The following is a 22,126-nucleotide window of genomic DNA, read 5'->3' on the forward strand; positions in this document are numbered from 1 at the left end:
GCCTCACTCGCTCCAGCGCCGGTAGCGACGCTGCACCAGCACGTTGGCGATCGTGGTGAGCACCAGCGTCACCGCCATCAGGACGAAGGCGAGCGCGGCGCCGAACGGCCAGTTCATCGCTTTGGCGACTTGCTGGTAGACGGTGGGCGCCATCATGTGGAAGCTCGGGCCGCCGATGAGCACCGGCGTCGCATAGGCGTTCATCGACAGGATGAAGCACAGCATCGTGCCGGCGAGGATGCCCGGCAGCGCCAAGGGCAGGATCACGCGCCACAAGGTGGTGAGATGTCCGGCTCCAAGGCTTGAAGAAGCCGCTTCGAGATTGGCGTCGATCCCCTCCAGCACGCTCTGCAGCGTCACGATCATGAAGGGCAGGAGCACCGAGATGAGCCCGATGACGACCGCCGTGGGCGTGTACATCAGCTTCATCGGCGCGATGCCGACACTGGCGATGAGCGCGTTGGACAAGCCCTTGTCGCCGAGGATCACCATCCAGGCCGCCGTGCGCACGGCATTGCCCATGAGCAGCGGCAGGATGACGAGCAGCAGCAGGCGCCCCTTCCATTTCTCGTTCGCCTGACGCGCCAGGAAATACGCCACGGGAAAGCCGGCTACGAGGCAAAGCAGTGTCGAAAGCGCCGACACCCACAAGGTTGTAGCGAGTACGCTCTGGTAATAGCCGTCGGCGAGAAACTTGGCGTAGTTGGCCAGCGTCAGCGCCTCCACCATCATCTGCCCCGGCACGAACCGGTTCAGCGAATAGCGAAACATCAGGGCCAGCGGCCCGATCAGGGCCACGAGCACGAAGATCGTCGCAGGCGCCGACAGGCCAAAGGCCGGCGACGGCCGCCGTCCGTGCCGCGCGCCGAATGCAGCAAGCGACATGGCCTGCGCCGAACTTGTGGAGCTTGCGGAAGACACGGGCGCCTCGCTCACTTGGCAGCGATGTTCTTGTTCCACCACTCCAGCCATTCTGCCGTGTTCTTTGCGACATGACCGTAGTCGGGGAACTTCAGCGCCTCGGCTTCGGCGGCCGAAAAATCGATCTTCGCCTTCAGCTCGGCCGCGAGATCGGCCTTGCCGTTCGCCGGAGCATAGAAGCTGGCGCCCGCGAGGCCGGCCATGGCCTTCGGATCGAGCATGGCGTTGAAGTATACCGAGGAGAGCTCCGGAGAGGGTGCGCGCTTTGGAAGGGTCGCGCCAAACATCACCGCGATGGCCCCTTCGGCAGGGTACTGGCTCGCCAAAGGCGCACCGTCATTCGCCCATTGGAGCCCGCGAGCCTTGTAGTTCACCGCGATCTCGACTTCGCCGTTGACGAGCCCGGCCGCGAGTTGCTGGTGGGCGGCATAGATGCGCGGCTGGGTCAGCTCCTTGAGCTGGATCAGGCGTTCCTTGCCTTGCTCCGTATTGGTGACGCTGCCGCCTCTGATGAGGCCGGCCATCATGATGTAGTTGAAGTAGAGCTGATTGGTGAGGCCAACCTTCCCGGCCCATTTCTTGTCCCACAATTCCTCGTAGGATTTGGGCGGGGTCGGAACCTTGTTCTTGTCGTAGAGGATCGTGACGCCGCTATAGAGCCACGGAACGAAGAAGGGCTTCGCCTTGAGCGCGGGGACCACGTCGGCGTAGTTCGGCACCTTGGAGAAGTCGATGTCGGCCAGAACCTCCTGGCCGTTGAGCTCGACGCTGTCGCCCTCGTTGCAATGGAAGACGTCTACGGTGCCGCGGCGCAGCCGCTTCTCGGCGATCAGCTTCGCCTTGCGCTCCGTCTCCATGGCGAGGTCGCGGACGATCTTGATGCCGCGGCTTTCGACCAGCGGGGCCTCGACGAACCTGATGGTGCGCTCGTTCCAGTCACCGCCCCAGTTGGAGATGACAAGGTTGCCTTCCTGGGCACGGACAAGGCCGGGCGCTGCGAGCGCGAAGGCGCCTGCGCCAAACGATCCGAGTACAGCGCGCCGGGACGACGCACCTGACAAGGTGCCGAAACTGTTCTTCATCTCCGCCACTTTCTTGTTTGCGTTTTTCTGTGCCGCGGGGCCGTGCCCGTTCCGCAGGTCGCGTCGGCCGTCGCGGGCATCGCCCGCGGCGCGGTCAAGATCTCGACGATGTGTGATCCGCCGCCGGAGCGTCGGCGCTCGCATAGGCAGCCGCCGTCTTTGCATCGAGATCGCGCTCGAACGCCATGGTCTTGATCCCCTTATTGTTTCGCGCTCGTGTGGTGGCGCTTGTCGGGGAAGAATGCTTGATATGTTATAGACTGGGAAATTCTGATTTCGGCCGGATTAATGCAGATTTTGGTATGAGTTTGGCTATGCGTTTCGACCTCAAACACGTCCGCTGCTTCGTCCTTCTCGCGGAGGATCTGCATTTCAGTCGTGCGGCGCAGCGGGCCCACATGACCCAGCCGGCCATGAGCCGACTGATACGAGAGCTGGAGCAGGAAGTAGGCGTGCCTCTACTTTCCCGCACAACACGCTCGGTGGAACTGACCGAGGCGGGCAAGGCCTTCCTCGCCGACAGCCGCGCGGCTTTGGAGCGGCTGGAGCACGCGGCGACCACCGCCCGCCGCACCGCCCGCGGGGAGGTGGGAGTCCTCCGGATCGGCTACATGGACTTCGCCATCAATGGACGGTTGCCGGAATTCCTGAGTGCCTTCAGCCGCCATCGACCGGAGATTCGCCTAGAGCTCACCTTCATTGCGACATTGAAGCAGCAGGAGGCACTGCTGGCCGATCGCATCGATATCGGCTTCATGCTCGGACCGTTCGAGCAGCCGGCAATGGCGAGCTATACTTTCGATGACAACCGTTACGTAGTCCTGCTACCGGTTACCCATCCGCTCTCCAGCGCACAAAGCGTGCAGCTTTCCGACCTCGCCGAAGAGCCCTTCGTGTTGGGCTCTGGGGAAAACTGGGGGGCGTTTCGAAACGCTTTCTTCTCTCTCTGCCACCGGGCCGGCTTTACGCCGCGTATCGTGCAGGAGCCCTCATCCTCTGACGGCATTTTTGGGTTGGTTGCAGCAGGCGCCGGCGTCTCCGTCTATGCGAGCTGCGCGCGCAATCTGCATCGGAGCGGCATCGCCATTCGCGATCTCGCAGGTGCGTCCGAAAAACTCATGACTTGCGCTGTCTGGGCGACGCCGGTGCGATCGCCGTCAGTCGCAGTCTTCACCAGTTTCCTGCTGCGAGTGTGGGGTTCGAGCTAGCGAACAACCCCACGCCTATGTCGGGCTTTCTTTGATTTTGGCTGTTCTAAGTAGTTGATTCAATTGGCATTTTAGTCGCGCTATTCATGAGCGCCTTCACGCTCTTCGAGATGTATGACCATGACCGCCATCGGGAAATTCCTGCCTGGATGGGTCGGCAACGCTGCGAATGCATCGAGGTTCCGGCGCAACCTACGCCTGACCACCACCGGCCGCTCGAACCGCGTTTGGCGTGTCTCCGTCGACGGGACGTTCGAGCATTCCGATCTCGAAAAGCCGACTGAGACGCGTTCTCAGGAGATGATGGTGTGAGGCCTGGCCTTGCGCTGGAACATTCGAGAGCTGGGTGGGTTTTCGGGCTTTCACCCCGCAATTGGAGGCGACCCAGATGGCTACCCAACCGAAGACATTAGACGACCTCTTCCTCGATACCCTTAAGGACATCTATTACGCCGAGAAGCAGATCGTGAAGGCCCTGCCGAAGATGGCCAAGGCCGCAACCTCACCCGACCTCAAGAAGGCCTTCGAGAAGCATCGCGACGAGACGGAAGCCCACGTCGAACGCCTCGGCGAGGTTTTCGAACTCATCGGCAAAGCGCCGCGCGGCAAGACCTGTGATGCCATCCTTGGCATCATCGAGGAAGGCAAGGGCATCATGGAGGAGTTCGAGGGAAGTCCCGCGCTCGATGCGGGCCTGATCGCCGCGGCCCAGGCGGTAGAGCACTATGAGATTTCCCGCTACGGAACTTTGAAGGCCTGGGCGCAGCAGCTTGGTCACAAGGATGCTGTGGCTCTGTTCGAGCAGACGCTGGGCGAGGAAGCGAAGACAGATCAACTGCTTTCCAAGCTGGGCATGTCTGGCAGCAACAAGCGGGCGGCGTAACGTGGCGCTGCCCCGCTTGCTTGGCCGGGGCGCCTTTCCGGGAAGACCTCAAAGGGCAAAGCGGCTCGCCTTAAGCCGCAGCGCTCTGCTAGCGACGGCCAAAACCATCGACCGGCGGGACGGGGAAAACCAAGCGAGGGGCTGACCATTCATCCTCGAAATGACGGTGCGAGGATTAAGTGTCGTATCGGCCGAGCCTCGATTGGCTGAACTTCCTGCTCGCGGATCTGCGTGGCGGCCTGGGGCCTTACGTCAATGTCTTCCTGCTCACGGAGGCCGGCTGGGACCAAGCGACGATTGGGGCCGTGCTGAGCGCTAGCGGCTTGATCGGCATCACTTTTCACGCCCCAATCGGCGCCCTGATCGACGCCACGCGCGCCAAGCGCGGCCTCATCGTCGGCGGCGCCTGGTGTCTTGCGGCGCTGAGTGTGGGCATTGTGACGTATCCGACGCTTGTGGTCGTGTTCGTCGCGGATGTCAGCATGGCACTCCTTGGCGCCGTCTTCGCGCCGACGGTGGCGGCAATCACGTTGGGATTGTTCGGCTCCCGCGAAGCCGCCACGCAGCTCGGACGCAATGCTGCCTTCGACCGTTTCGGCAACCTGTTCATCGCCGCAGTGGCCGCTTTGGTCGGCACGCAATTCGGGCAACGCGGCGTCTTCTACATGCTTCCGGTATTTGCCGGGTTGTCGATGATCGCGGTCCTTGCGATTCCAGCGACCGCCATCGATCATCAGCGCGCTCGGGGCCTCGATGAAATCCGGCTCGGATCGGGCCAGCCATACCCATGGCAGCGCTTGTTCGCCGAGCGGCCCTTCACCGTACTGGCGATCGGCACGGCGTTGTTCCATTTCGCGAATGCGCCGATGCTGGCTCTCGTCAGCCAGAAGCTTGCCCTGGAGGTCAAGGGCTTCGAGTCCGCCGTCACCTCGGCGGCGATCATCGTCGCCCAGCTTGCGACCATTCCGATGGCTTTCCTCGTCATGCGGGCCAACCTGATCGGCGGTAAGCCATTGCTCATCCTGGCCTTCGCTGCCCTCCCGCTGCGCGGCATCCTTTTCGCAATGGTCGACAACCCCTACTGGATGATCGTCTTCCAAATTCTCGATGGTATCGGGTCCGGGTTGTTCGACGTGCTGTTGCCGCTGGTGCTCTACGGCGCCGTGCTGGGCAGTGGTCGCTACAACATGGCGCGCGGGATCATCGGCACCATTCAAGGCGTTGGAGGCGCATCGAGCTATGTATTCGCCGGCAGCCTCGTCGTGTGGGGCGGATATTCAGTGGCCTTCGCCGTGCTCGCCGGGGTGGGGCTGGCGGCCCTTATCCTGATGCTGACTGCCATGCCGGAGACGGTGCCGCGAGGCCGGACAGAAACCCGCGCCGACGGGGCCTGATTCCGAACTTTCGTCCCGGATTGGCGTTGCTAGCTTGCCCGCATTCGCGGGAGAGTTGCCGGGAGAGAATGGGCATGCGGATCGCGCAGGTTGCGCCGCTGTCGGAGTCGGTTCCGCCCCGATTGTACGGGGGCACGGAACGAGTTGCCTCATGGCTTACCGAGGAGCTCGTTCGGCAGGGACATCAGGTCACCTTGTTCGCCTCGGGCGATTCCCAAACCACGGCCGAGCTGGTCGCATGCTCACCACGAGGTTTGCGGCTGGCAGGTATTCGCAATCACACCGCCAGCCATCTCGCCATGCTCGCCAAGGTCCGTGAGCGGGAGGCGTCATTCGACATCATCCATTTCCACCTCGACCTGCTCCAGCACGCGATGTTCTCGGACCTATCCCACAAATGCGTGACGACATTGCATGGACGTCTGGACCTGCCAGATTTTCTGCCGGTCTATCAGACCTTTCCGCGGATGCCGCTGATTTCGATTTCTCAGGGGCAGCGGAAGCCGATGCCCGCGACGGTCAACTGGCTGGCAACGGTCCATCACGGCCTAGGGCCAGGTCTATGTCCGTTCGATGCGAGGGGAGGAGACTATCTCACCTTTCTCGGGCGGATCACGCCGGAGAAACGACCGGACCGGGCGATCGAAATCGCCAAGCGTGCGGGGATGCCCCTCAAGATCGCGGCGAAGGTCGATCCAGTCGACGAAGACTACTTCCGGAACCAGATCGAGCCACTCCTCGACGACCCGTTGATCGAGTTCGTCGGCGAGATTGACGACGTGCAGAAGGGCAGATTGCTCGGTGGTGCCCGGGCGCTGCTATTTCCGATCGACTGGCCGGAGCCATTCGGCCTGGTCATGATCGAGGCAATGGCGGCGGGAACGCCCGTCATCGCCTGGCGCAACGGCTCCGTGCCGGAAATCGTCGAGGACGGTGTCTCCGGGTTCATCGTCGACACGATCGCCGACGCGGTTACCGCCTGCCAGAGCAGCGCCGCCTTGGATCGTTGTCGGGTGCGGGCTCACTTCGATAGCCATTTTACCGCCGCGCGGATGGCACGCGACTATCTCGCGGCATTCGATCGTTTGCTGGCGTCGCCAGGCAATTCCGGCGGGGCCGCAGAATAGACGCAGAGACGTGAACCAATCGTCTGAACGAGCCGCTTGACCTCCGACGAGGGGGAACTTCGGATGCATGAACAGAACGTGGTCCCAAGGCAGCCCGAGATTGCGGCACCGCATGAGCGACCCGCCGGTCAGGTCCTCGATGCGCATCCGTCGCTCGTCGAGCGCCCGCTTCGCACCTTGAAATCCGGAGACGCCTTCGCGGTGCTCGACAGCTACGGCGACATCGGGATTACCCCGAACACGTCCGAGGGGCTATTCTGCAACGACACCAGGCATCTTTCGCGGCTGCAATTGTTCTTCGAGGACAAGCGTCCGCTGATCCTTGGCTCCGTGATTCAGGACGACAATACCGCCCTGACGGTGGACCTCGCCAATCCGGAAATCGCCCGGAGCGACGGTTCAACCGCTATTCCTCGCGACGCGATCGCGATCGAGCGGACGAAATTTCTCTGGAACGCGGTTTGTTACGAGCGGATCGGGTTGCGCAATTTCGATCGCGTTTCGCACGAGTTCTCATTGTCATTGGCCTTTGGCGCGGATTTTTGCGACCTTTTCGAAGTCCGCGGGATGAAGCGCGCCCGACGCGGCGAGACGGAGGCGCAGATCGGCTCGGGGGCCGCGCGTTACGCCTATCACGGTCTTGACGACAGGATCAGACGAACGGTGCTGCGCTTCAAACCCGAACCGTACCACTTAAGTAACGAGCTGGCCTCGTTCCGATTCCGCCTCGACCCCGGGGAACGAACCTCGCTCCTCGTTACCGTCGCCTGTGACCTGATCGATGCCTCCAAATGTGAGGTGCCGCCAGACACGAGCGCGCCCGGCGTCCCGCCCCAGGATTTTGCCAAGGCCTATCAGGATGCCCGCCGGGACCTTCGCGCGCTGACGGCCAACATCGCCAAGGTGGGATCGTCGACTGCCCTGTTCACGGATTTGATCAGCCGATCGACCTCCGACCTGTACACACTCATGACCCGCGGGGTCGATGGGCTGTACCCCTATGCCGGCATTCCCTGGTTCTCGACTATGTTCGGACGTGATGGGATCATCACGGCGATGATGCTGCTGTGGGCCGATCCAGCGGTGGCGCGCGGTGTCCTGCTGCAATTGGCGCGGGCGCAGGCCGTGATCAGCGATCCCGTTGCCGATGCGCAGCCCGGCAAGATCCTGCACGAACGACGAAGCGGGGAGATGGCCAATCTCGGCGAAGTTCCGTTTGGGTTCTACTACGGTTCGGTGGATGCCACTCCGCTGTTCGTTATGCTGGCGGGGCAGTATTTCGACCGTACCGGTGACCTCGCCACGATCGAGCAACTCTGGGAGAACATCGAGGCTGCCCTCCTGTGGTGCGAGACATTCGGGGATCGCGACGGAGACGGCTTCGTCGAATATTTCCGCGAGACGGAAAACGGGCTCGCCAACCAGGGCTGGAAGGATAGCCACGATTCGATTTCCCATGCGGATGGGTCTCTGGCGCGCGGCCCGATCGCTCTCGTCGAGGTGCAGGCCTATGCCTATGCCGCCAAGCGAGCCGGGGCGACGATGGCCGGCGCCTTGGGGCGGATGACACGCGCCGACCAGCTCGCACAGCAAGCATCGATCTTGCGGGAGCGTTTTGACCGGGCCTTCTGGTGTGAGGAGATCGGCTCGTATGCGCTGGCTCTCGACGGCGACAAGCGCCCCTGCCGTGTTCGCTCTTCGAACGCCGGGCATGCCCTGTTCGGAGGCATTGCCTTCCCGGAACGCGCCGCCCGGGTCGCTCAGACCTTGATGAGTGAAGGCAGCTTCAGCGGCTGGGGCATCCGGACATTGAATGTCGGAGAAACACGCTACAATCCGATGTCCTATCACAATGGCTCGGTGTGGCCGCACGACAATGCATTGATCGCCATGGGCTTTGGCGCCTATGGATTCAAGCTCGAGGCGGCACGGTTGTTCGAAGCCATCTTCAATGTGGCAACCCATCAGGAACAACAGCGCCTGCCGGAGCTGTTCTGTGGCTTTTTGAGGAAGGCTCGACGCGGGCCGACCGCCTATCCCGTGGCCTGTTCGCCTCAGGCTTGGGCCGCCGCGGCTCCCTTTGCGATGCTGGCCGCTTGCCTCGGGCTGCAACTTCCGGCAGTGGCAAATGAGATCAAACTGATCGATCCGGTTCTGCCATCATTCATCGATGACGTAATCATTCGCGGGCTGACGCTGGGTGCTTCGCAATTCGATCTGCGTGTCCATCGCCACCAGAGCGACGTCACGATCAACGTCTTGAAGCGTTGGAACGACAGCAACGCGCAGGTCACCATGATCAAAACAAAATAAGGTCTTGAGTTCAGCTTTCCGGGTAGCCGGAAGTTCGCGACATACCACGAGAACAGCATTGAACCTGCTAGCCAAGCGATGGCAGCAAAGAGTGCGCCCGGACTGACCCATTTCCATTGGGCATCATCCCGGCTTGGGCCCAGACGATATAAAATGGTCAGGGCAATTATCAGCACGGCGAAAAGCGCCGGCCAGCGGCCAATCGATATGAGCCACTCGCTCGCGGCACCGAGATAGACGAAATCCAGGATGACCGGGATCGCTGCCACGGCGCCCAAGGCGATCAACAGAAAGGCCTATGCCGTCGCGGCCGGCAAGGTCTCGGCAAGTCCGTCCAATGTCGAGAGCTGCGGCGTGCTGGGCCTCTCAATGGCGCAGGTCTTGAGGTTTCCGGTGAAGAGAATGCCTGCAATCGGGAGGGCTGGCTCCACCGGAAAGGTTTCGTGCCGAACGCTGTCTTTAGGTACATGCAGCTTGTGCTCGCCGGCGGCGATCCCTCCGGAGAGTGTCAGCGCGCGCGTCTGCTGCATGTCGAGAAGCGTCGGGCCATAGAGGAACTCGAAGCTCAGCATCGAGACCAGGAACTTGTAGGTGCCGTCGCGCACACCGCCCTTGAGCAGCGCGGCGCGGTGCATCTGGTCGCCGGCCTGCAGATCAAGCGGCGGGGTGCGGGGCTCGCAGACATAGCTCAGAGCGAGCAGCATGCCCTTGTCGATGTCGAAACGGAGCTGGTCCCGCCCGAGATCGACGGCTGCCACCGAGAAGCGGCGGTTGGCATATTCGACGGCGGGCCGCCCGAGCCGCTTGGCCAGCCAGGCGCCATCGAGCGCGCGGGCGTTGGCGAAATGCTCGGGATCGATCGCGGGCGGCAGCGCGGCGGGACGTGGAGGCGCGGCGAGGGCCGGCTCCAGCTCATCGGCGATCAGGTTGGCGACGACGGTCGTCGCCACCGGCCGGGCGTAATGGCCCTGATCGGAGTAGAAGCTCGGATGGCCGACGACCTCGCGCCCGAGGCGCTGCATGAGCAGTTGCGAGACATCGATGCAGATCGTCCCGTACCAGCGCGAGATATAGGCGATCCCCGCGTCGATCGCGGGCACGGATGTCAGGAACGAGCCGTTGCGGGCGCCGAAGACGAGGGTGGCGATCCTGAGCTTGGGGTTGCGCTCGCGCGCGAAGCGGATGATGCCCTCGTAGAAGCGGGCCCAGTGCCGGAACGGGCGTCGCTCGTCGCCATAGACGAAGGCGTCGTTGAGCGCATATTCGATCAGCAGCAGGTCGCAATCGGCGAGCTCCTGCTCATGCAGCTTGAGCTGGTGGAGGCCGAAGGCGCTGGTCGTGCCGCCGACCGCGAGGTCCGCGACGATGTCGAGCGCAACGCCGCGCCGCGCCATGACCGACAAGAGCGAGGAGAGGTAGCCGGGCTGCATGACGGTGTTGGAACCGCCGATGATCAGGGTTTTCAACGTCACGGCGTCACCGCGGCCCGGCCGGCAGGAGAGAGGCCGCCGCAGCGCCAGATGCCATAGGTCGTCGCGTCCCAGTCGAAATAGAAGGCGGCGGCGATCCGGCCGGCGTGCATGAGGCCCGCGAAGCGTTCGCGGGTCGCCTTGACCAGTCGCTCGCGGCGGCTGTCGTCGGCCGGGCAGGTCTTCGCGGTGTTGGCGAAGCCCCATTCGGTGACCCAGCAGGGTTTGCCCTCCGCCGGGCGCGAGCGGCAGATCGAAAGGGCCTGCTCGATATGCTGCTCGCGGGCAGCCGGCGAGCGGTCGCCGCCGGGATAGATATGGATGCCATAGCCATCGGCCGCCTGATCCAGCCCATGCTCGCGCATGAGCGCGGTGAAGCTCGCCGGGTCGATGCTGTCGATGCCGCGTCGGTCGGCATGCTCCGGCGGGATGTCCGAGAGCCCGGCCGAGACGACCTTGGCCCCGGCGCTGAGTTTCGTTTTCGCCAGCTCCGCGCGGGTGATCTTCAGCAGCTGGACGTAATTCGCCGCGCCGCGTGCGACCGCATCCGGATCCGCCAGATCCTGGAGCGAGCGGGCCGTGCGGGTATTGGCTTCGGGTCTGATCTCCAGATCGCCGTTATAGGCGCCCCAATTGATCTCGTTGCCGGGTTCGACGGCGATGAGGGCGACGCCGAGCCGATCGATCCGTTGCAGGGCATCGCCTACGGCTGCCCGGTAGAGCTCTGGCGAGACGTCGGAGAGGCGATACATGTCCCAAATGCGGCCACGGCCGGAGCGCGGCTTCGTTCCCTGGGGATAGAGGGCGGGGTTGTTGAGCGAGATCTCGAGCAGGACGGCGAGGCCCTTCTGATGGGCAAGCCGGACGGCGTCGATGCTGGCATCCATCGGATTGGTCAGGGAGAGCCGCACCGAGCGGATGCCGCTCTGGACGATCTGATCCAGCACCTTCTCGCGGCCGGCAGCGTCGACCCAGGCGAGGTTGACGCGGTTGACGCCGAACTGCGTCGGCGTGGCGGCGGGCGCAGCGAAGGCAGAAACCGCGAGAGCCGACGCCGCGACGAGGGGGACCAGGCGGCGCAGCCACGCCGGCCGTCCGGCGTGCCGGCTCCGCCCCATGGCTCTGCGCGCGCCTCCTGCCATCACCGAATCCCGATATCCTTGAGCGCCGCGTTGAAATTCTCCTCGCAGGCCGAATAGCGATGGATCGCGGCCGGCACGTCGATCTTGGAGAGGAAATCCTGCAGGAAGGCCTTCTTCTTCATTTCGCGGTTCCAGACGGATGCCTCGATATAGGGGAAGCCGACGAAATCGAGCATCTCGCGCATGCGGTCGTCGACCGCAATCATCAGTGCTGGCACGCCGGCCTGCATGCCGATGATCGAGCCGTGGAAGCGGCGGCCAAAGCAGAAGTCCTGGCCCGATACCCAGCTGCGCCATTTATGCGTGTCGAAGAAAACGCGGAACTCGCAGTTCCGCTGCCATTTCTCGGCATGCTTGTACTCGGTCTTGGCAATGATGCGGCCGGCGGCCTGGTCGTAGGCGTCGTCGGTCTCGTCGGCGAGGATGTTGAGGTTGTAGACGGTGATCTCGTCCTGGATGACATAGCTTGCGACACTGTCCTGCCGCAGCAGCGCATGCGCATCGACGATCGTGTCCGGCACGCTGCCGAGATAGCCGCCGAAGGCGATCTTCTGTGAATCGGCGAGATCGGGGTTGGCGAGGTGGCTGAGCGAGCGCTTCATCGCCGCCGGTTCGTAATACAATGACGGGCAGCCGGTCGGGCGGACATATTTCAAGCCCTCCGCCTTGAGGAAATCGGCGGTGAAATGGCCCCGCGTCAGGAAGAAGCTCTCCTTCTTCTTGAGCACGTTGAGGAAGCGGCGCGTGCCTTCGGGCAGGACATCCTGAAGGTTCTCCTTCTTCTGGATGCCGATGCCCATGACCACGATCGGCATGTTGAGCCGCTCGAACACGAAGGACTCGGTCGTCGCCGCATAGCCCGGCCGCAGCAGATTGGCCGAGGCGAACAGGCACAGATCGAAGCTCTGGTTCAGCTTCTCGTAGGTTTCCGGCGAATTGACGCTGTTCGCCAGATGCCAGAACGGGACGTAGGTTACGTCGTGGCCGCGCACGCTGTTGGCGGCACCTTCCCCGATCAGGTAGTTGCCGGTGTTGGCGATCTTCTTGACCTGGGCGATCAGGTCATTCTTGGTTCGCACCGGCTCGAAATACGGGCGGTGTTTGACGGTCGCTCCCGATGCGCTCTCGACGGTCCGCATCAGGTAGGATGGTATGCCCGTGACCATGATCCGCATGTCAGTCTGCCCTTAAGCCCCGTTTTGCCACACACGGCATCAGGCGATGCCGATCTCGTTCAAGACCGAGCGGAAATTGCGCTCACGCTCGGAATAGGTCTCGATGACCTGCGGAATGTTGATCGCGGCGAGGTGATCGGCGACGAAGGCCGCACGATCATTGGCGCCGTTGAAGTCGGCGGCTTCGAGCTTTGGCAGCCCGGAAAAGTTCAGCATCTCGCGCATGCGGTCGTCGACGGCCACGATCAGGCTGGGCACGCCGGCCTGCAGCGCGATGACGTTGCCGTGGAAGCGCCGGCCGAAGGCGAAGTCCATAGACGAGGTCCAGGCCCGCCACTGGTTGGTGTCGAAGAAGGCATGGACGTTGACCTTCTTCTTCAATTCGTCCGAGCCCTTGAAGGTCAGGTCCCCGATCACCCCGCCCGAGGCGGAATCATAGACGCGGCCATCGGCATCCGGCTCGACCTGCATGTCGAAATGCAGCATCTCGTCCTGCACCACATAGGATGAGCGCCCGTCGTCCGAGGACAGCGCGTTCATGTCACCGATCGTGTTGAGCTCAGCGCCCATATATCCGGTGAAGACTGTGCGGCATTCGCCGACCTTCACGTCCGGCAGCCGGCGCAGTGCGCGCCGGACATTGGCCGGCATGAAATAGAGCGAGGGACAGCCGACCGGCCTGACGAAGGAAAAGCCCTGCTCCTTGAGGAAGGCGGCGGTCTCCTCGCCGCGCGTCAGGAAATAGTGCTCCCTTTCCTTCAGGACCTTCAGCAGGCGCTGCGTGCCCTCGGGCAAGGACTGTTCGAGATCGGGCCGGTTCTGGATCCCGATGCCGAGCATCACGACCGGCATGTCGAGCTTCGAGAGCACGAGCGCCTCGGCATCGGCCGAAAGGCCCTTGCGCAGCAGGTTGGCGCAGGTGAAGACGCAGATATCGAAGCGATCGTTGATCGTGTCGAGGCCGGTACCGTTGTTGACGGCGTTCCACAGATGCCAGAACGGGATATGCGTCGCGTTCGGCGACAGCGCCCGCAGCGCGCCTTCGCCGATCAGGTAGTTGCCGGTATTGCTGATGTTCTTGAGCTCGCGGAGGAAGGCCTCCTTGCTCTCGGGCTGCGGCTGCTTCTCTGAATAGAAGACTTGGGCACCCTCCGCCTTCTGAATGAGGCGGGTGAGATGGCTCGGGATGCCGGTGACAAGAATTCTGGGGGCCATGGCTTCAGGATCTTCCGTTGATCGTCACGCGACGGCGCGGACGGAGAGCGCGGTCTCGGCCGTGATCTCGTCGTCTGTGGGCTCGCCCGCAGCGGTGTTGCGTTGGATGGGGGTCGCGGGTGCGATGGCGTCGCTCCAGGCGATGAAATCGGCGAAGGAGGCGCTCCAGGAGCGTTGCGCCGCCGTCGCGAGCGCGCCTTCGGCCAGGCGGCCAAGCGTTGCACGGTCCCGCGCCAGGATGGCGATCGTCCGGGCCATCTCGACCACGATCTGGGCGTCGGCCGCGTTCGCGATCAGGACGCCGTCCTGGCCGTCGACGACCAATTCATCGACTGCGCCGACTGCGGTCGCCATCGGGACGCAGCCGAGCTGCTGCGCTTCTGCGATCATCAGGGGCGCGCCCTCCCAGCGCGACGGCATGACCAGGATGTCGGCCCAGGCCAGATGAGCCGCGATATCCTTGGCGGCGAAGACCGGTGGTACGACTTCGACGTCGATATCCCGCAAGCGCGTCATCCAGGACGAGCTAGGGTCATCAGAGAGGATTTCGCCGCCGACGGCCCGGGCTTCGAAAGCGATGCCCCGCTGCTTGAGCTGGACAAGCATGCCATGCAACCGGTCGATGCCCTTCTGCCGATCGAGCCGGCCCATATAGAGAAGGCGCAGCGGCTCGTTCCCGCGCTCTGCCTTACGTGCCTCGGTCACCTGGGCCCGCAGCTTTGCGTCGATGGAGAAGCTTGCGGCATTCGGCACGGCGAAGATCTTACTGAAGGGGACGCCGAAACTATGGAGGTAGCTCTTCAATTGCTCCGAGCAGGTCAGGAAGGCGTCGTAGGCATGCTCGAAGGCGATCGCTGCATAGGGCTGTCCAGCCGGGCGCCTGAACGCCGTCTCGTCGACGACATGGAGATAGCAGGCCGTGCGGGTTCCGGCGGAGCGGAACTGCGCCATCAGCGGATGGGCCGCCATGACATGGTTGTTGACGATCAGGTCGAAGCCGGAGAGCAGCCCCTTCAGCCCGGCCCAGTCGAGGGCGTGCTCGTCGGTGATGAAATCCTGACCGAGGAAATGGCCGCTCGCGCCCCAGGCCGGCACGCCGTCCTTCCAGAAATGGAGATGGTCGAACGCTTGGTCGAACTCGTCGAGCACCTCCATCCGCCCCGAGCCGAGCACGAAAAGATGGGTTTCGAAGCCGTTCTGCCGAAGTTCCCGTCCAGCCGCATAGGCGACTTTTTCGGCTCCACCGAACGAAGCGTTGGGCACCAGCACCGCTGCCGTCCGGCGCGGTCTCGCATGGTGCGCCAGCGGCAGCACGGGCGAGCCGCCGAGCTCGGTTCTAAGCAGCTTGTAAAGCTCGGACAGGGCGGGCAGCCGGCGCGGCCGCCACGTCCAGCGCGTCGACGCCGTCTGCCGCAGCGGACTCGTCGTGAGCGCGCTGACGAGATTGAGCAGCGCCTGCTCGGGCCGGATCAGCGAGCGGCGCTGCCGCGCCTTCGGGAAGGGGAAGCTGACTTTAAGCCGTGCCGATGTCGGCCAGGTTTGGTCGCGGCCAATCGATGAGAACCAATCGAGCGCATCGTCTTTGATGACGCTCCTGATCAGATCGGTCGAGACGAAGGTCAGATCCGCCGGGCCTTGCTGCGCGCCGGACGGGAGGATTTCCCACGCGATGCTCCGCTGCGAAACGACGTTGGAGAGCTCCACGAAGACGACGTTGCATCGTTCCGCGAGCGTCTCGAGATGGCAGAGAATGTTCGGCAGGAGCCGCGAGCGGGCGAGGAGCTTGAGCGTCTCGCTGCTGCTGGCGGCGATGAAGGGCGGGAAATGGACATTGTCGGGCTCGCCGACATTGCCCCAGAAGGCTTGTACCGCTTCGTCGAAGCCCATCTGTCCGGGTGGCAGTGTCGGATCCGTGAAGACGTCGAGCATGCCCTCGCCGGTGCGGATCAGAGCGTAGCGCGGCGCCTCCTCATGCTCGAAGCCGACCAGGGTCGGCCGGCGGAACAGCGCCTTATGCCGCCGGCGGAGGAAACTCATCGAGGCCGAGCGGTCGCGGTTCGCCTCCTTGAAGCGGCTTTCCGCACGCAGGCGGTACTCGAACGCGGTGTCATGGCAAGGCTCGCCGACGAAGCCGCTTTCGACGGCCGAGAGCCAGAACTCCCAATCCTCGAAGCCGTTCTGACGATCTTCTTCGAAGCGGACGCCGCTCCTGAAGACGTCGATCGAGATCATCGATCCGGTGTCGCAGATATTGTCGCTGATGCAGTGAATCAGGCGCGAATAGCTGTTGCCGTAATGCGCCCGCCAATTGACCGAGAACGTGTCGATATTCGTGTAGACCCAGCCAGCCTTGCTTGTCCTCAGCCGTCGATAGAGCGTCTCGACCGTGTTCGGCAGGACGCGATTATCGGCGTCGAGAAAATAGACCGCCTTGGTCTCCGGCAACTCTTCGAGGATGTAGTCGATCGCACGATTGCGGGCACCGCCCGGGCCGGCATTCTCGCCGAAGATTACATGGACCTCCGGATGCGCCGCAGCATGGAGGGTGAGCTGGTCGAACACCTCATGCTGTGGGTCGCCATCGACCGAAACCACGATCGCGAGCCGGCAATCCGTTACCGAAGCCCGGGCGGATTCCAACGCCTCGATCACGAGCGCGGCGTGACCGTAGAGCGGCACGGCGATGGCAACCAGATCCTGGGGGGCGTCACGCATTGGCGACCTCCCGGATCGGGTTGCTTTCGAGGTATTTTACCAGTCGGAAATTGAAGACCTTGAGCCAGGCAAAATCGACCGAATCGGTTGCAGCCTTGCTCAGGACGACCAGGTCCATCGTGCGCGACGCCGGCGTTTCCAGCATGAAGTTGATATCGACCGGCTGCGCGGCCGTGATCTCCATCCATCCGCTGAAGAACGCCGTGGGCGGCAATGCGCGGCCATCGGCGAGAGCCGCGATTTCCTTTCGGATATTGGCCGACAAAGGTACGAGCATCAGTCCGACCGTGCCCGGCTTGCCGTCCGGATGATCGATCACGGCGCGTGCCGAGATGCGCGCGGTGCCAGGCGCCACGACCCGGCGGACGGCGCCGGCCGTGATGCCCTCGCTGAGCGGATGGCAGACGATCGCATCCTCGAGCTCCAGAAAGCGCACAGTCGGAAAGCTCGGCTCAATCGGACTCAACGAGACATTGGCGACGGCGCGCAGCAACTCGACCGGCAGCCGGTAGTCCTCGACCTTCCGCCCGGAGATCACGGTGGACGGCGCGAAGACATTCGGCAGGGCGGTCGGACGGGCGCCCGGGAGCCCGGTGAAAATCCGCAGCGCCAGAGGGCGCATGTCGAGGTCGGCATGCGGTACCCGCGCCTGGGCGGCGTAGCGCTCGTTGGTGATGACGTGGCCGAGAGAGAGTTCGGGCGGCAGCCCGCCGCTGGCGGAGATTCTGAGCCGCAGCGTGCGGGGGCTGCCGTCGCATGCTTTGGGCAAGGAGAAGAAATTCCAGCCCTGCGTGACACTGCCATAGGGAATGAGCCATTCCGCGATCCCCTCGCTGCTCTCGACGTAGTCGAGCGTGACGATGAGGCGGCCGGTCTTGTCCGTCGGAACTTCACGGAAATGCAGGGCGAAGCCGGATACCGCATAGCTCGAAATCGGGAAGAGCTGCACGATCTCGGATTCGCACAGCAAGGCCGCGAGCCCCTGGTCTTTGGGGTCGATGAATGGTCCGTGGCCGAACACCTCCGATACCGTGTCCCAATTGCGGGCATGGAACGCGTTCTCAAGCGCGCGGTAGTTCTCGAACAGCGTCTCCCGCTCCCGCCGCAGCGTCGCGAGCTCGGTGTTGGCGCTCGCCATGTGGCGTGACAGGCGCCCTAGGCCGCCTTCGAGCACCTGCATCACGAGCTCGGCGTCCGTGGCAAGCGCCGCTTCCTGCAACCGGACGACCGGGATATCGGGCAGGGAACCCACTTTCCGGAGTCGCTTGAGTGCGGCCCGCAATGCGTTGTTCCCAGCATCGGACGTCGCGACGCCGATGAGCGGAAACGTGCCCCGCACCCCCTCAGCGTCCGACTCCGGATCAACAAACACGAGAAGATCGCTGAGTGGAGAGGCTTCGAGAGCATCCTGGTCGCGAATAGAGGCGACCACATAGCGATTGCGGCGCGGAAGTCGATGAATGGTCGCGGGCAATGACTCGTTCAAGATAGCGTCCACCATGCGTCAAAAATCACAAAGCCTGCTCTGTTTGCACTGCAACATTCTGAGTATAACCGATCTCGTGTCAACATTAGAATTATGGCGTTTTTACGTATTGCTCGAATAATTACAGGTAATTGAAAGAAAAATTGGTTTGAAATTGAAAATATATCCGAATTGAGTCTGATTTTTACGTTCATATAATTGTCACGCGAAATGCGTGAGCGATATGCTCGGAAACGACATCCTCATCCGCAGCGCGGGCGACGCTGTGCGCAATAGCGACAGGGCCGTATGAGATGGAGTGCGGCGACGGCCTGTGACGGCTATCGTTTTGCCTTTTGCGGACCGTCCAACCGCTGCGATCAATCCAATCAGGGACTTGCCTTCGCCTCCGGCATGATCGGGGCTCGCTTCCAGGCCGCCCGCTCATCGAGTTCAGCTTCGAAGCGGCCGAAGATGACGCGGCCATGGTCCAACTTTCCGCCCTCCGGCAACCGCGAAAAGAAGTGCAGGTCGACCGGCCCCGGCTCCGGCTCGGGCAGGCGGGCGGTCAGCGAAAATGGCTTCAGCGGTTCAGCAAGTTCGACCCATTCGGTCGAGGCGAGAACCCCCACGCCTTGCTCCGCATCGTCCGCGCTGTGGCCGGGGCGGGTCGCGACGAGGCGCACCAGCAGCCGCGTCTTGCAGAGCCCGTCGTCGATCGTTGCCTCGCAGGATAGCGCCGCAAGGCCCGGTTTCGCCGGCAGGCTGATGCAAGCGGCGGAAGCCGGCGACGTTTTCAAGGGGCGCAGCAGCACCCGGCCGCGGTCGATATAGCCGAAATAGGGATAGGCCCAGGTCAGATCCCGGGTCGATCGCGCGGCCGCTACCGCCTGCTCCGGGATCGCGATCACCGGATTGGCCGGCAGAGCCGCCACCCCGGCGCCTGTCGGCGCTTTGAGGTCGGGAATGCCACCCCAGAGCTTGAGTTCCAGCATCGCGCCGCTCGGAGCGTCTCCGGTCGACGTCACGCATGCGTACTCCCTGAGCAGGCCGACCGGCGCGCATGCGAGACGCGGCACCGTCGCCCCCCCGGAGGCATGGATACGCAATTCGAGCCCGCGCCCGGTCAGAGCCGAGGCGGATGGCAATCGCAATGGCAGCCAGCCGGTCTCCAGCTCGCGATAGGGCATACGCCAGCGCGCGATTTCCGCTTCCGTCTCCAGAATGACCAGCGCCACCTCGAGGAAGCCATCTCCGACACCTGGCGCAGCGGCATGGAGATCAATGCCGATAAAGCCGCGGGCGCCCATTGGCAGGCGCTGGCGAAGGCACGGCGACGAGCCGCCATCCGCCGCCCCGGCCGTCGGGACAGCCGCGTCGCCATTGGCGGCCGGTGTCTCGAAGACGAGGCGCGGCGGCGCTGCACGAAGGTTCGCCAGCAACTCCTCGAGTTCCGGCGGGATGCGAATGGCATGCGCCCAGCTTTCGCGTAGGGCGGCCAGGTCTTCGATCAGCGTCTGGTTCAGCCGCGTCAAGCGAGCGACTTCGGCCAGAGAGCGTTCGATCAGTGCGGCGCGCAGTATTGCCGCGTCGCCATTGACGAAGATCGGTTCCGCGCCACTTCCGCCGGTTTGCGACCACCAGTCCGCCAGACCGGCGATGGGAAGGGTGCTCTCCGGGCTCCAGACGGCCCAGACATTGGTGGGGGGCAGCTCGATCCTGCGCCGATCGGCCTCGACTGCGCCGCCATCCGCGACGGAGAGCATGAACTCGGCACCATCTGAGGTTTCGGCCACGAACCACCGCATAGCATCGGCCGGCGGGGCGAAGGTCGTTGGCCGATCCCGAGGCGTCGCCACCAGGATTTTCGGGCTGCCATCATAGAGCAAGGGCAGCAGATCGGGAGAAGCATGCAACATCAGACGGAGACCTTCTCCCGTTGGATTCCCGACATCGTCAGGTCGAGGCTCGAGGGCGCAGCGGCGCGAACCCCGGCAGTGTCGGACCGGAGGCGCAGTTTTCTCGCTGGAATGCCGAAGGCCCGGCAGAGATGCAGCATCTCTTCGGTACCCAGCAGGATTGCGTCATAGGCCTGCTCGAAGGCGGAGCAGGCGGTGACCATATCCAAGGCCGACTGGTTCTCCTGCGGCACGAGAAGAGCCCAGGTCTCGACCTTCAGCCGCCGGAGGGCGCCGGCGATCTGATGCAGCACGGGGCTCCCGACCGAAACGACGCGGGAATAGGCGGCCAGCGTCGCCAGCGCCGATTGCCCGTCGCGCCCTTCCAGAAGCGGCAGGCTCGTCCCGAGATAGCTCCGACGCGTCCTCGCTCCGGCGCCGCACAGCGAGTCGAGCGGCAGCGACACGATCTCGCGGAAGGTCTCCAAGGTCTCGGCTGCGCTCGATAACTGCGCCCCAAAGGTAACAAGATGTGGAACACATCCCTCTGCCCGTAGCGCCTCTGCCAGCCGTGCGGCTGCAGCGATGGCGGCGGGGGTGGCTTCGTCTACGACCAACGCGACGCTTCGATCCAATGCGGCGGCCGGAAAGGCGGATGGCGTCTCGAACAGCTCGGGGTAGAAATCGCGCGGGACGGCCGCCCGCGCGCGATACCGATCGTGCTCGGCGGCGCGCCAAAGCGCGCGGCCTTCGCGTGCTGACACCTCGTTCAGCCTGCGCTGCAGGGACGCAAGGCCCTCGGCGGCCGATCGTGGCGCTGCGCCTGCATCCGCGCAGCCGATCTCCAGATCGAAGAAGCGACCGCCGAGCGGTTTGACGGCGTGCCAGTGATTGCCGGTGGCGAAGGCGCCGTCCGGAAATTGCTGTGCCAGCAGCGCTCCGGCCTCGATCGCCAGGATCTGAGCGGTCTCCGGCGGGGACGGGATATGCTGCGCCGTGAATCGGCTGGCCGAGGCGGCACGCCAGCTCATCGTCCGATGCTGCGAGGGGCGGAGCGTGATCGAGCATGCTGCGATCGCGGCGTGCATCACCGCGCATTCGAGGGTCCACAGCACGCCGGAGAGCAGGCGCCAATCCGCCAGTGTGTCGTAGAGTGTCTGATCCATCAGGATCAGGTGGCCAGGGCAATGCCCATAGTCGGGCCGCTCGGCGGCTCGCATCAGGCGGACGAGATAGTCGTCGAGTGCGATGAGTTCGCTCGTCCCGGCAGCGGTCATGCATCGGACCAAGCCGGTGTCGGGATGGTGAACGGCGTAGCGCGTTCGCGCCTCGATCTCCAGTCGCAGCACGGACTTCACGTTGTAGAGCTGTGCGTGCTTGCCGCGAATGTAGTTGAGGATCGGAGCGAAATCGCGCTCGGCCTCGACCAGCATGCTCTCGCCGCGTCGGCGATAGCGAAAGCCGGCATCGGCGACATGAACGCCGCGAAATCCCTTGCCGAGCCCCTGCAGCCAGAAGTCCCAATCCTCGACGCCCTTGCGCATGGCCGTGTCGAATCGGGCGCCGGCATCGAGCATGCGTCGCGAGACCGTGCTGCCGGCCTCGCAGAAACTGCGGAACAGATGCTCCAGCGGCGAATAGGGGCCCGACATGTCGCTGAAACTCGCAAACCCGAACTTGTCGACGTCGGCATAGGCCCAGCCGATGGTCTCGTCGGAGGAGCGCAGCGCGTCGACCATGCGCTGCAGCAGCAGAGGTCCGATGTGGTTGTCGGAATCCAGAAAATAGACCGCCTCCAGCGCAGGAAATGCCGCGAGAGCGAATTCCAGGCCCGAGTTCCGGGCTGCGCTGAGGCCTCCATTGGCCTTCTTCAGATAGAAGACCTTGCCCGGATAGGCTGCCGCGAAGTTGAGGCAAATCTCGTGGGTTTCAGGCGAGAGGCAGCCATCGTTGACGACTACGACTGCGAAGGCGAATTCCGTCTTCTGAGCGATGGCAGTGTGAAGTGCCTCCGCGGCCAGCCCGGGCTGGCCGTAGGTGGGGACGAGGATGACCGCCCGCACGTCCGCTTCCATCATGCCACTCACGCCCTGCTCCTGCGATCTTGAGATCCTGCGCC

At 63.7% G+C, this 22,126-nt stretch carries 16 protein-coding genes and 1 pseudogene; 6 read left to right on the forward strand and 11 right to left on the reverse strand.

Annotated elements, in window-relative coordinates:
• Window positions 1–3: 3 nt before the first annotated feature.
• Together FQV39_RS22755 and FQV39_RS22760 are read right to left on the reverse strand one after the other, a co-directional pair.
• Window positions 4–885 carry an ABC transporter permease gene (locus FQV39_RS22755; protein ID WP_149132370.1) on the reverse strand — a complete coding sequence of 294 codons (882 nt, stop codon included), beginning with the start codon at window positions 883–885 and terminating at the stop codon, window positions 4–6.
• Between the two features lie 47 nt (window positions 886–932).
• On the reverse strand, window positions 933–2,003 hold the full coding sequence (locus tag FQV39_RS22760) for an ABC transporter substrate-binding protein (protein ID WP_149132371.1): 1,071 nt from the start codon (window positions 2,001–2,003) through the stop codon (window positions 933–935).
• A gap of 314 nt (window positions 2,004–2,317) precedes the next feature.
• Here FQV39_RS22760 and FQV39_RS22765 point away from each other — a divergent pair, with 314 nt between their 5' ends.
• From FQV39_RS22765 to FQV39_RS22790, 6 genes are all read left to right on the forward strand, one after another.
• Window positions 2,318–3,211 (forward strand): LysR family transcriptional regulator, encoded by an 894-nt coding sequence (locus FQV39_RS22765; protein WP_248313110.1) that lies wholly within the window; start codon window positions 2,318–2,320, stop codon window positions 3,209–3,211.
• 114 nt (window positions 3,212–3,325) lie between these two features.
• Entirely contained in the window at window positions 3,326–3,523 is a 198-nt protein-coding gene (locus tag FQV39_RS22770) for a hypothetical protein (protein ID WP_149132372.1), read from the forward strand.
• Between the two features lie 76 nt (window positions 3,524–3,599).
• Window positions 3,600–4,094 (forward strand): YciE/YciF ferroxidase family protein, encoded by a 495-nt coding sequence (locus FQV39_RS22775; RefSeq protein ID WP_149133985.1) that lies wholly within the window; start codon window positions 3,600–3,602, stop codon window positions 4,092–4,094.
• 179 nt (window positions 4,095–4,273) lie between these two features.
• Window positions 4,274–5,488, forward strand: coding sequence for an MFS transporter (locus FQV39_RS22780; RefSeq protein ID WP_149132373.1), 1,215 nt, complete (start codon window positions 4,274–4,276; stop codon window positions 5,486–5,488).
• Between the two features lie 74 nt (window positions 5,489–5,562).
• A complete protein-coding gene (locus FQV39_RS22785; protein WP_149132374.1) occupies window positions 5,563–6,615 on the forward strand; it encodes a glycosyltransferase family 4 protein in 1,053 nt (350 codons plus the stop codon).
• A 63-nt stretch (window positions 6,616–6,678) separates the two neighbouring features.
• Window positions 6,679–8,928: an amylo-alpha-1,6-glucosidase gene (locus FQV39_RS22790; protein ID WP_149132375.1), complete on the forward strand. Its 2,250-nt coding sequence runs from the start codon at window positions 6,679–6,681 to the stop codon at window positions 8,926–8,928.
• A gap of 38 nt (window positions 8,929–8,966) precedes the next feature.
• Here the strand turns inward: FQV39_RS22790 and FQV39_RS34430 are convergent.
• The 9 genes and pseudogenes from FQV39_RS34430 to FQV39_RS22840 form a co-directional block, all read right to left on the reverse strand.
• Window positions 8,967–9,215, reverse strand: a pseudogene (locus FQV39_RS34430) (YhjD/YihY/BrkB family envelope integrity protein); the annotation flags it as partial.
• A 9-nt stretch (window positions 9,216–9,224) separates the two neighbouring features.
• Window positions 9,225–10,400: an SGNH/GDSL hydrolase family protein gene (locus FQV39_RS22800; protein WP_149132376.1), complete on the reverse strand. Its 1,176-nt coding sequence runs from the start codon at window positions 10,398–10,400 to the stop codon at window positions 9,225–9,227.
• Complete coding sequence (locus FQV39_RS22805; RefSeq protein WP_248313111.1) at window positions 10,397–11,515, reverse strand: low molecular weight phosphatase family protein; 1,119 nt, start codon at window positions 11,513–11,515, stop codon at window positions 10,397–10,399. Before FQV39_RS22805 ends, FQV39_RS22800 begins: the two co-directional genes overlap by 4 nt.
• Before the next feature lie 23 nt (window positions 11,516–11,538).
• Window positions 11,539–12,714: a polysaccharide pyruvyl transferase family protein gene (locus FQV39_RS22810; protein WP_149132377.1), complete on the reverse strand. Its 1,176-nt coding sequence runs from the start codon at window positions 12,712–12,714 to the stop codon at window positions 11,539–11,541.
• Window positions 12,715–12,753: 39 nt separating this feature from the next.
• Window positions 12,754–13,929 (reverse strand): polysaccharide pyruvyl transferase family protein, encoded by a 1,176-nt coding sequence (locus tag FQV39_RS22815; protein ID WP_149132378.1) that lies wholly within the window; start codon window positions 13,927–13,929, stop codon window positions 12,754–12,756.
• A 24-nt stretch (window positions 13,930–13,953) separates the two neighbouring features.
• Complete coding sequence (locus tag FQV39_RS22820) at window positions 13,954–16,644, reverse strand: glycosyltransferase (RefSeq protein WP_149132379.1); 2,691 nt, start codon at window positions 16,642–16,644, stop codon at window positions 13,954–13,956.
• Window positions 16,637–18,145: a DUF6212 domain-containing protein gene (locus tag FQV39_RS33285; protein ID WP_248313112.1), complete on the reverse strand. Its 1,509-nt coding sequence runs from the start codon at window positions 18,143–18,145 to the stop codon at window positions 16,637–16,639. Before FQV39_RS33285 ends, FQV39_RS22820 begins: the two co-directional genes overlap by 8 nt.
• Before the next feature lie 353 nt (window positions 18,146–18,498).
• Window positions 18,499–20,028 carry a DUF6212 domain-containing protein gene (locus FQV39_RS22835; RefSeq protein WP_149132380.1) on the reverse strand — a complete coding sequence of 510 codons (1,530 nt, stop codon included), beginning with the start codon at window positions 20,026–20,028 and terminating at the stop codon, window positions 18,499–18,501.
• A complete protein-coding gene (locus FQV39_RS22840; RefSeq protein ID WP_248313450.1) occupies window positions 20,028–22,085 on the reverse strand; it encodes a glycosyltransferase family A protein in 2,058 nt (685 codons plus the stop codon). Before FQV39_RS22840 ends, FQV39_RS22835 begins: the two co-directional genes overlap by 1 nt.
• Window positions 22,086–22,126 lie beyond the last annotated feature (41 nt).

It is taken from the genome of Bosea sp. F3-2, assembly GCF_008253865.1.
Taxonomy (GTDB): Bacteria; Pseudomonadota; Alphaproteobacteria; order Rhizobiales; family Beijerinckiaceae; genus Allobosea.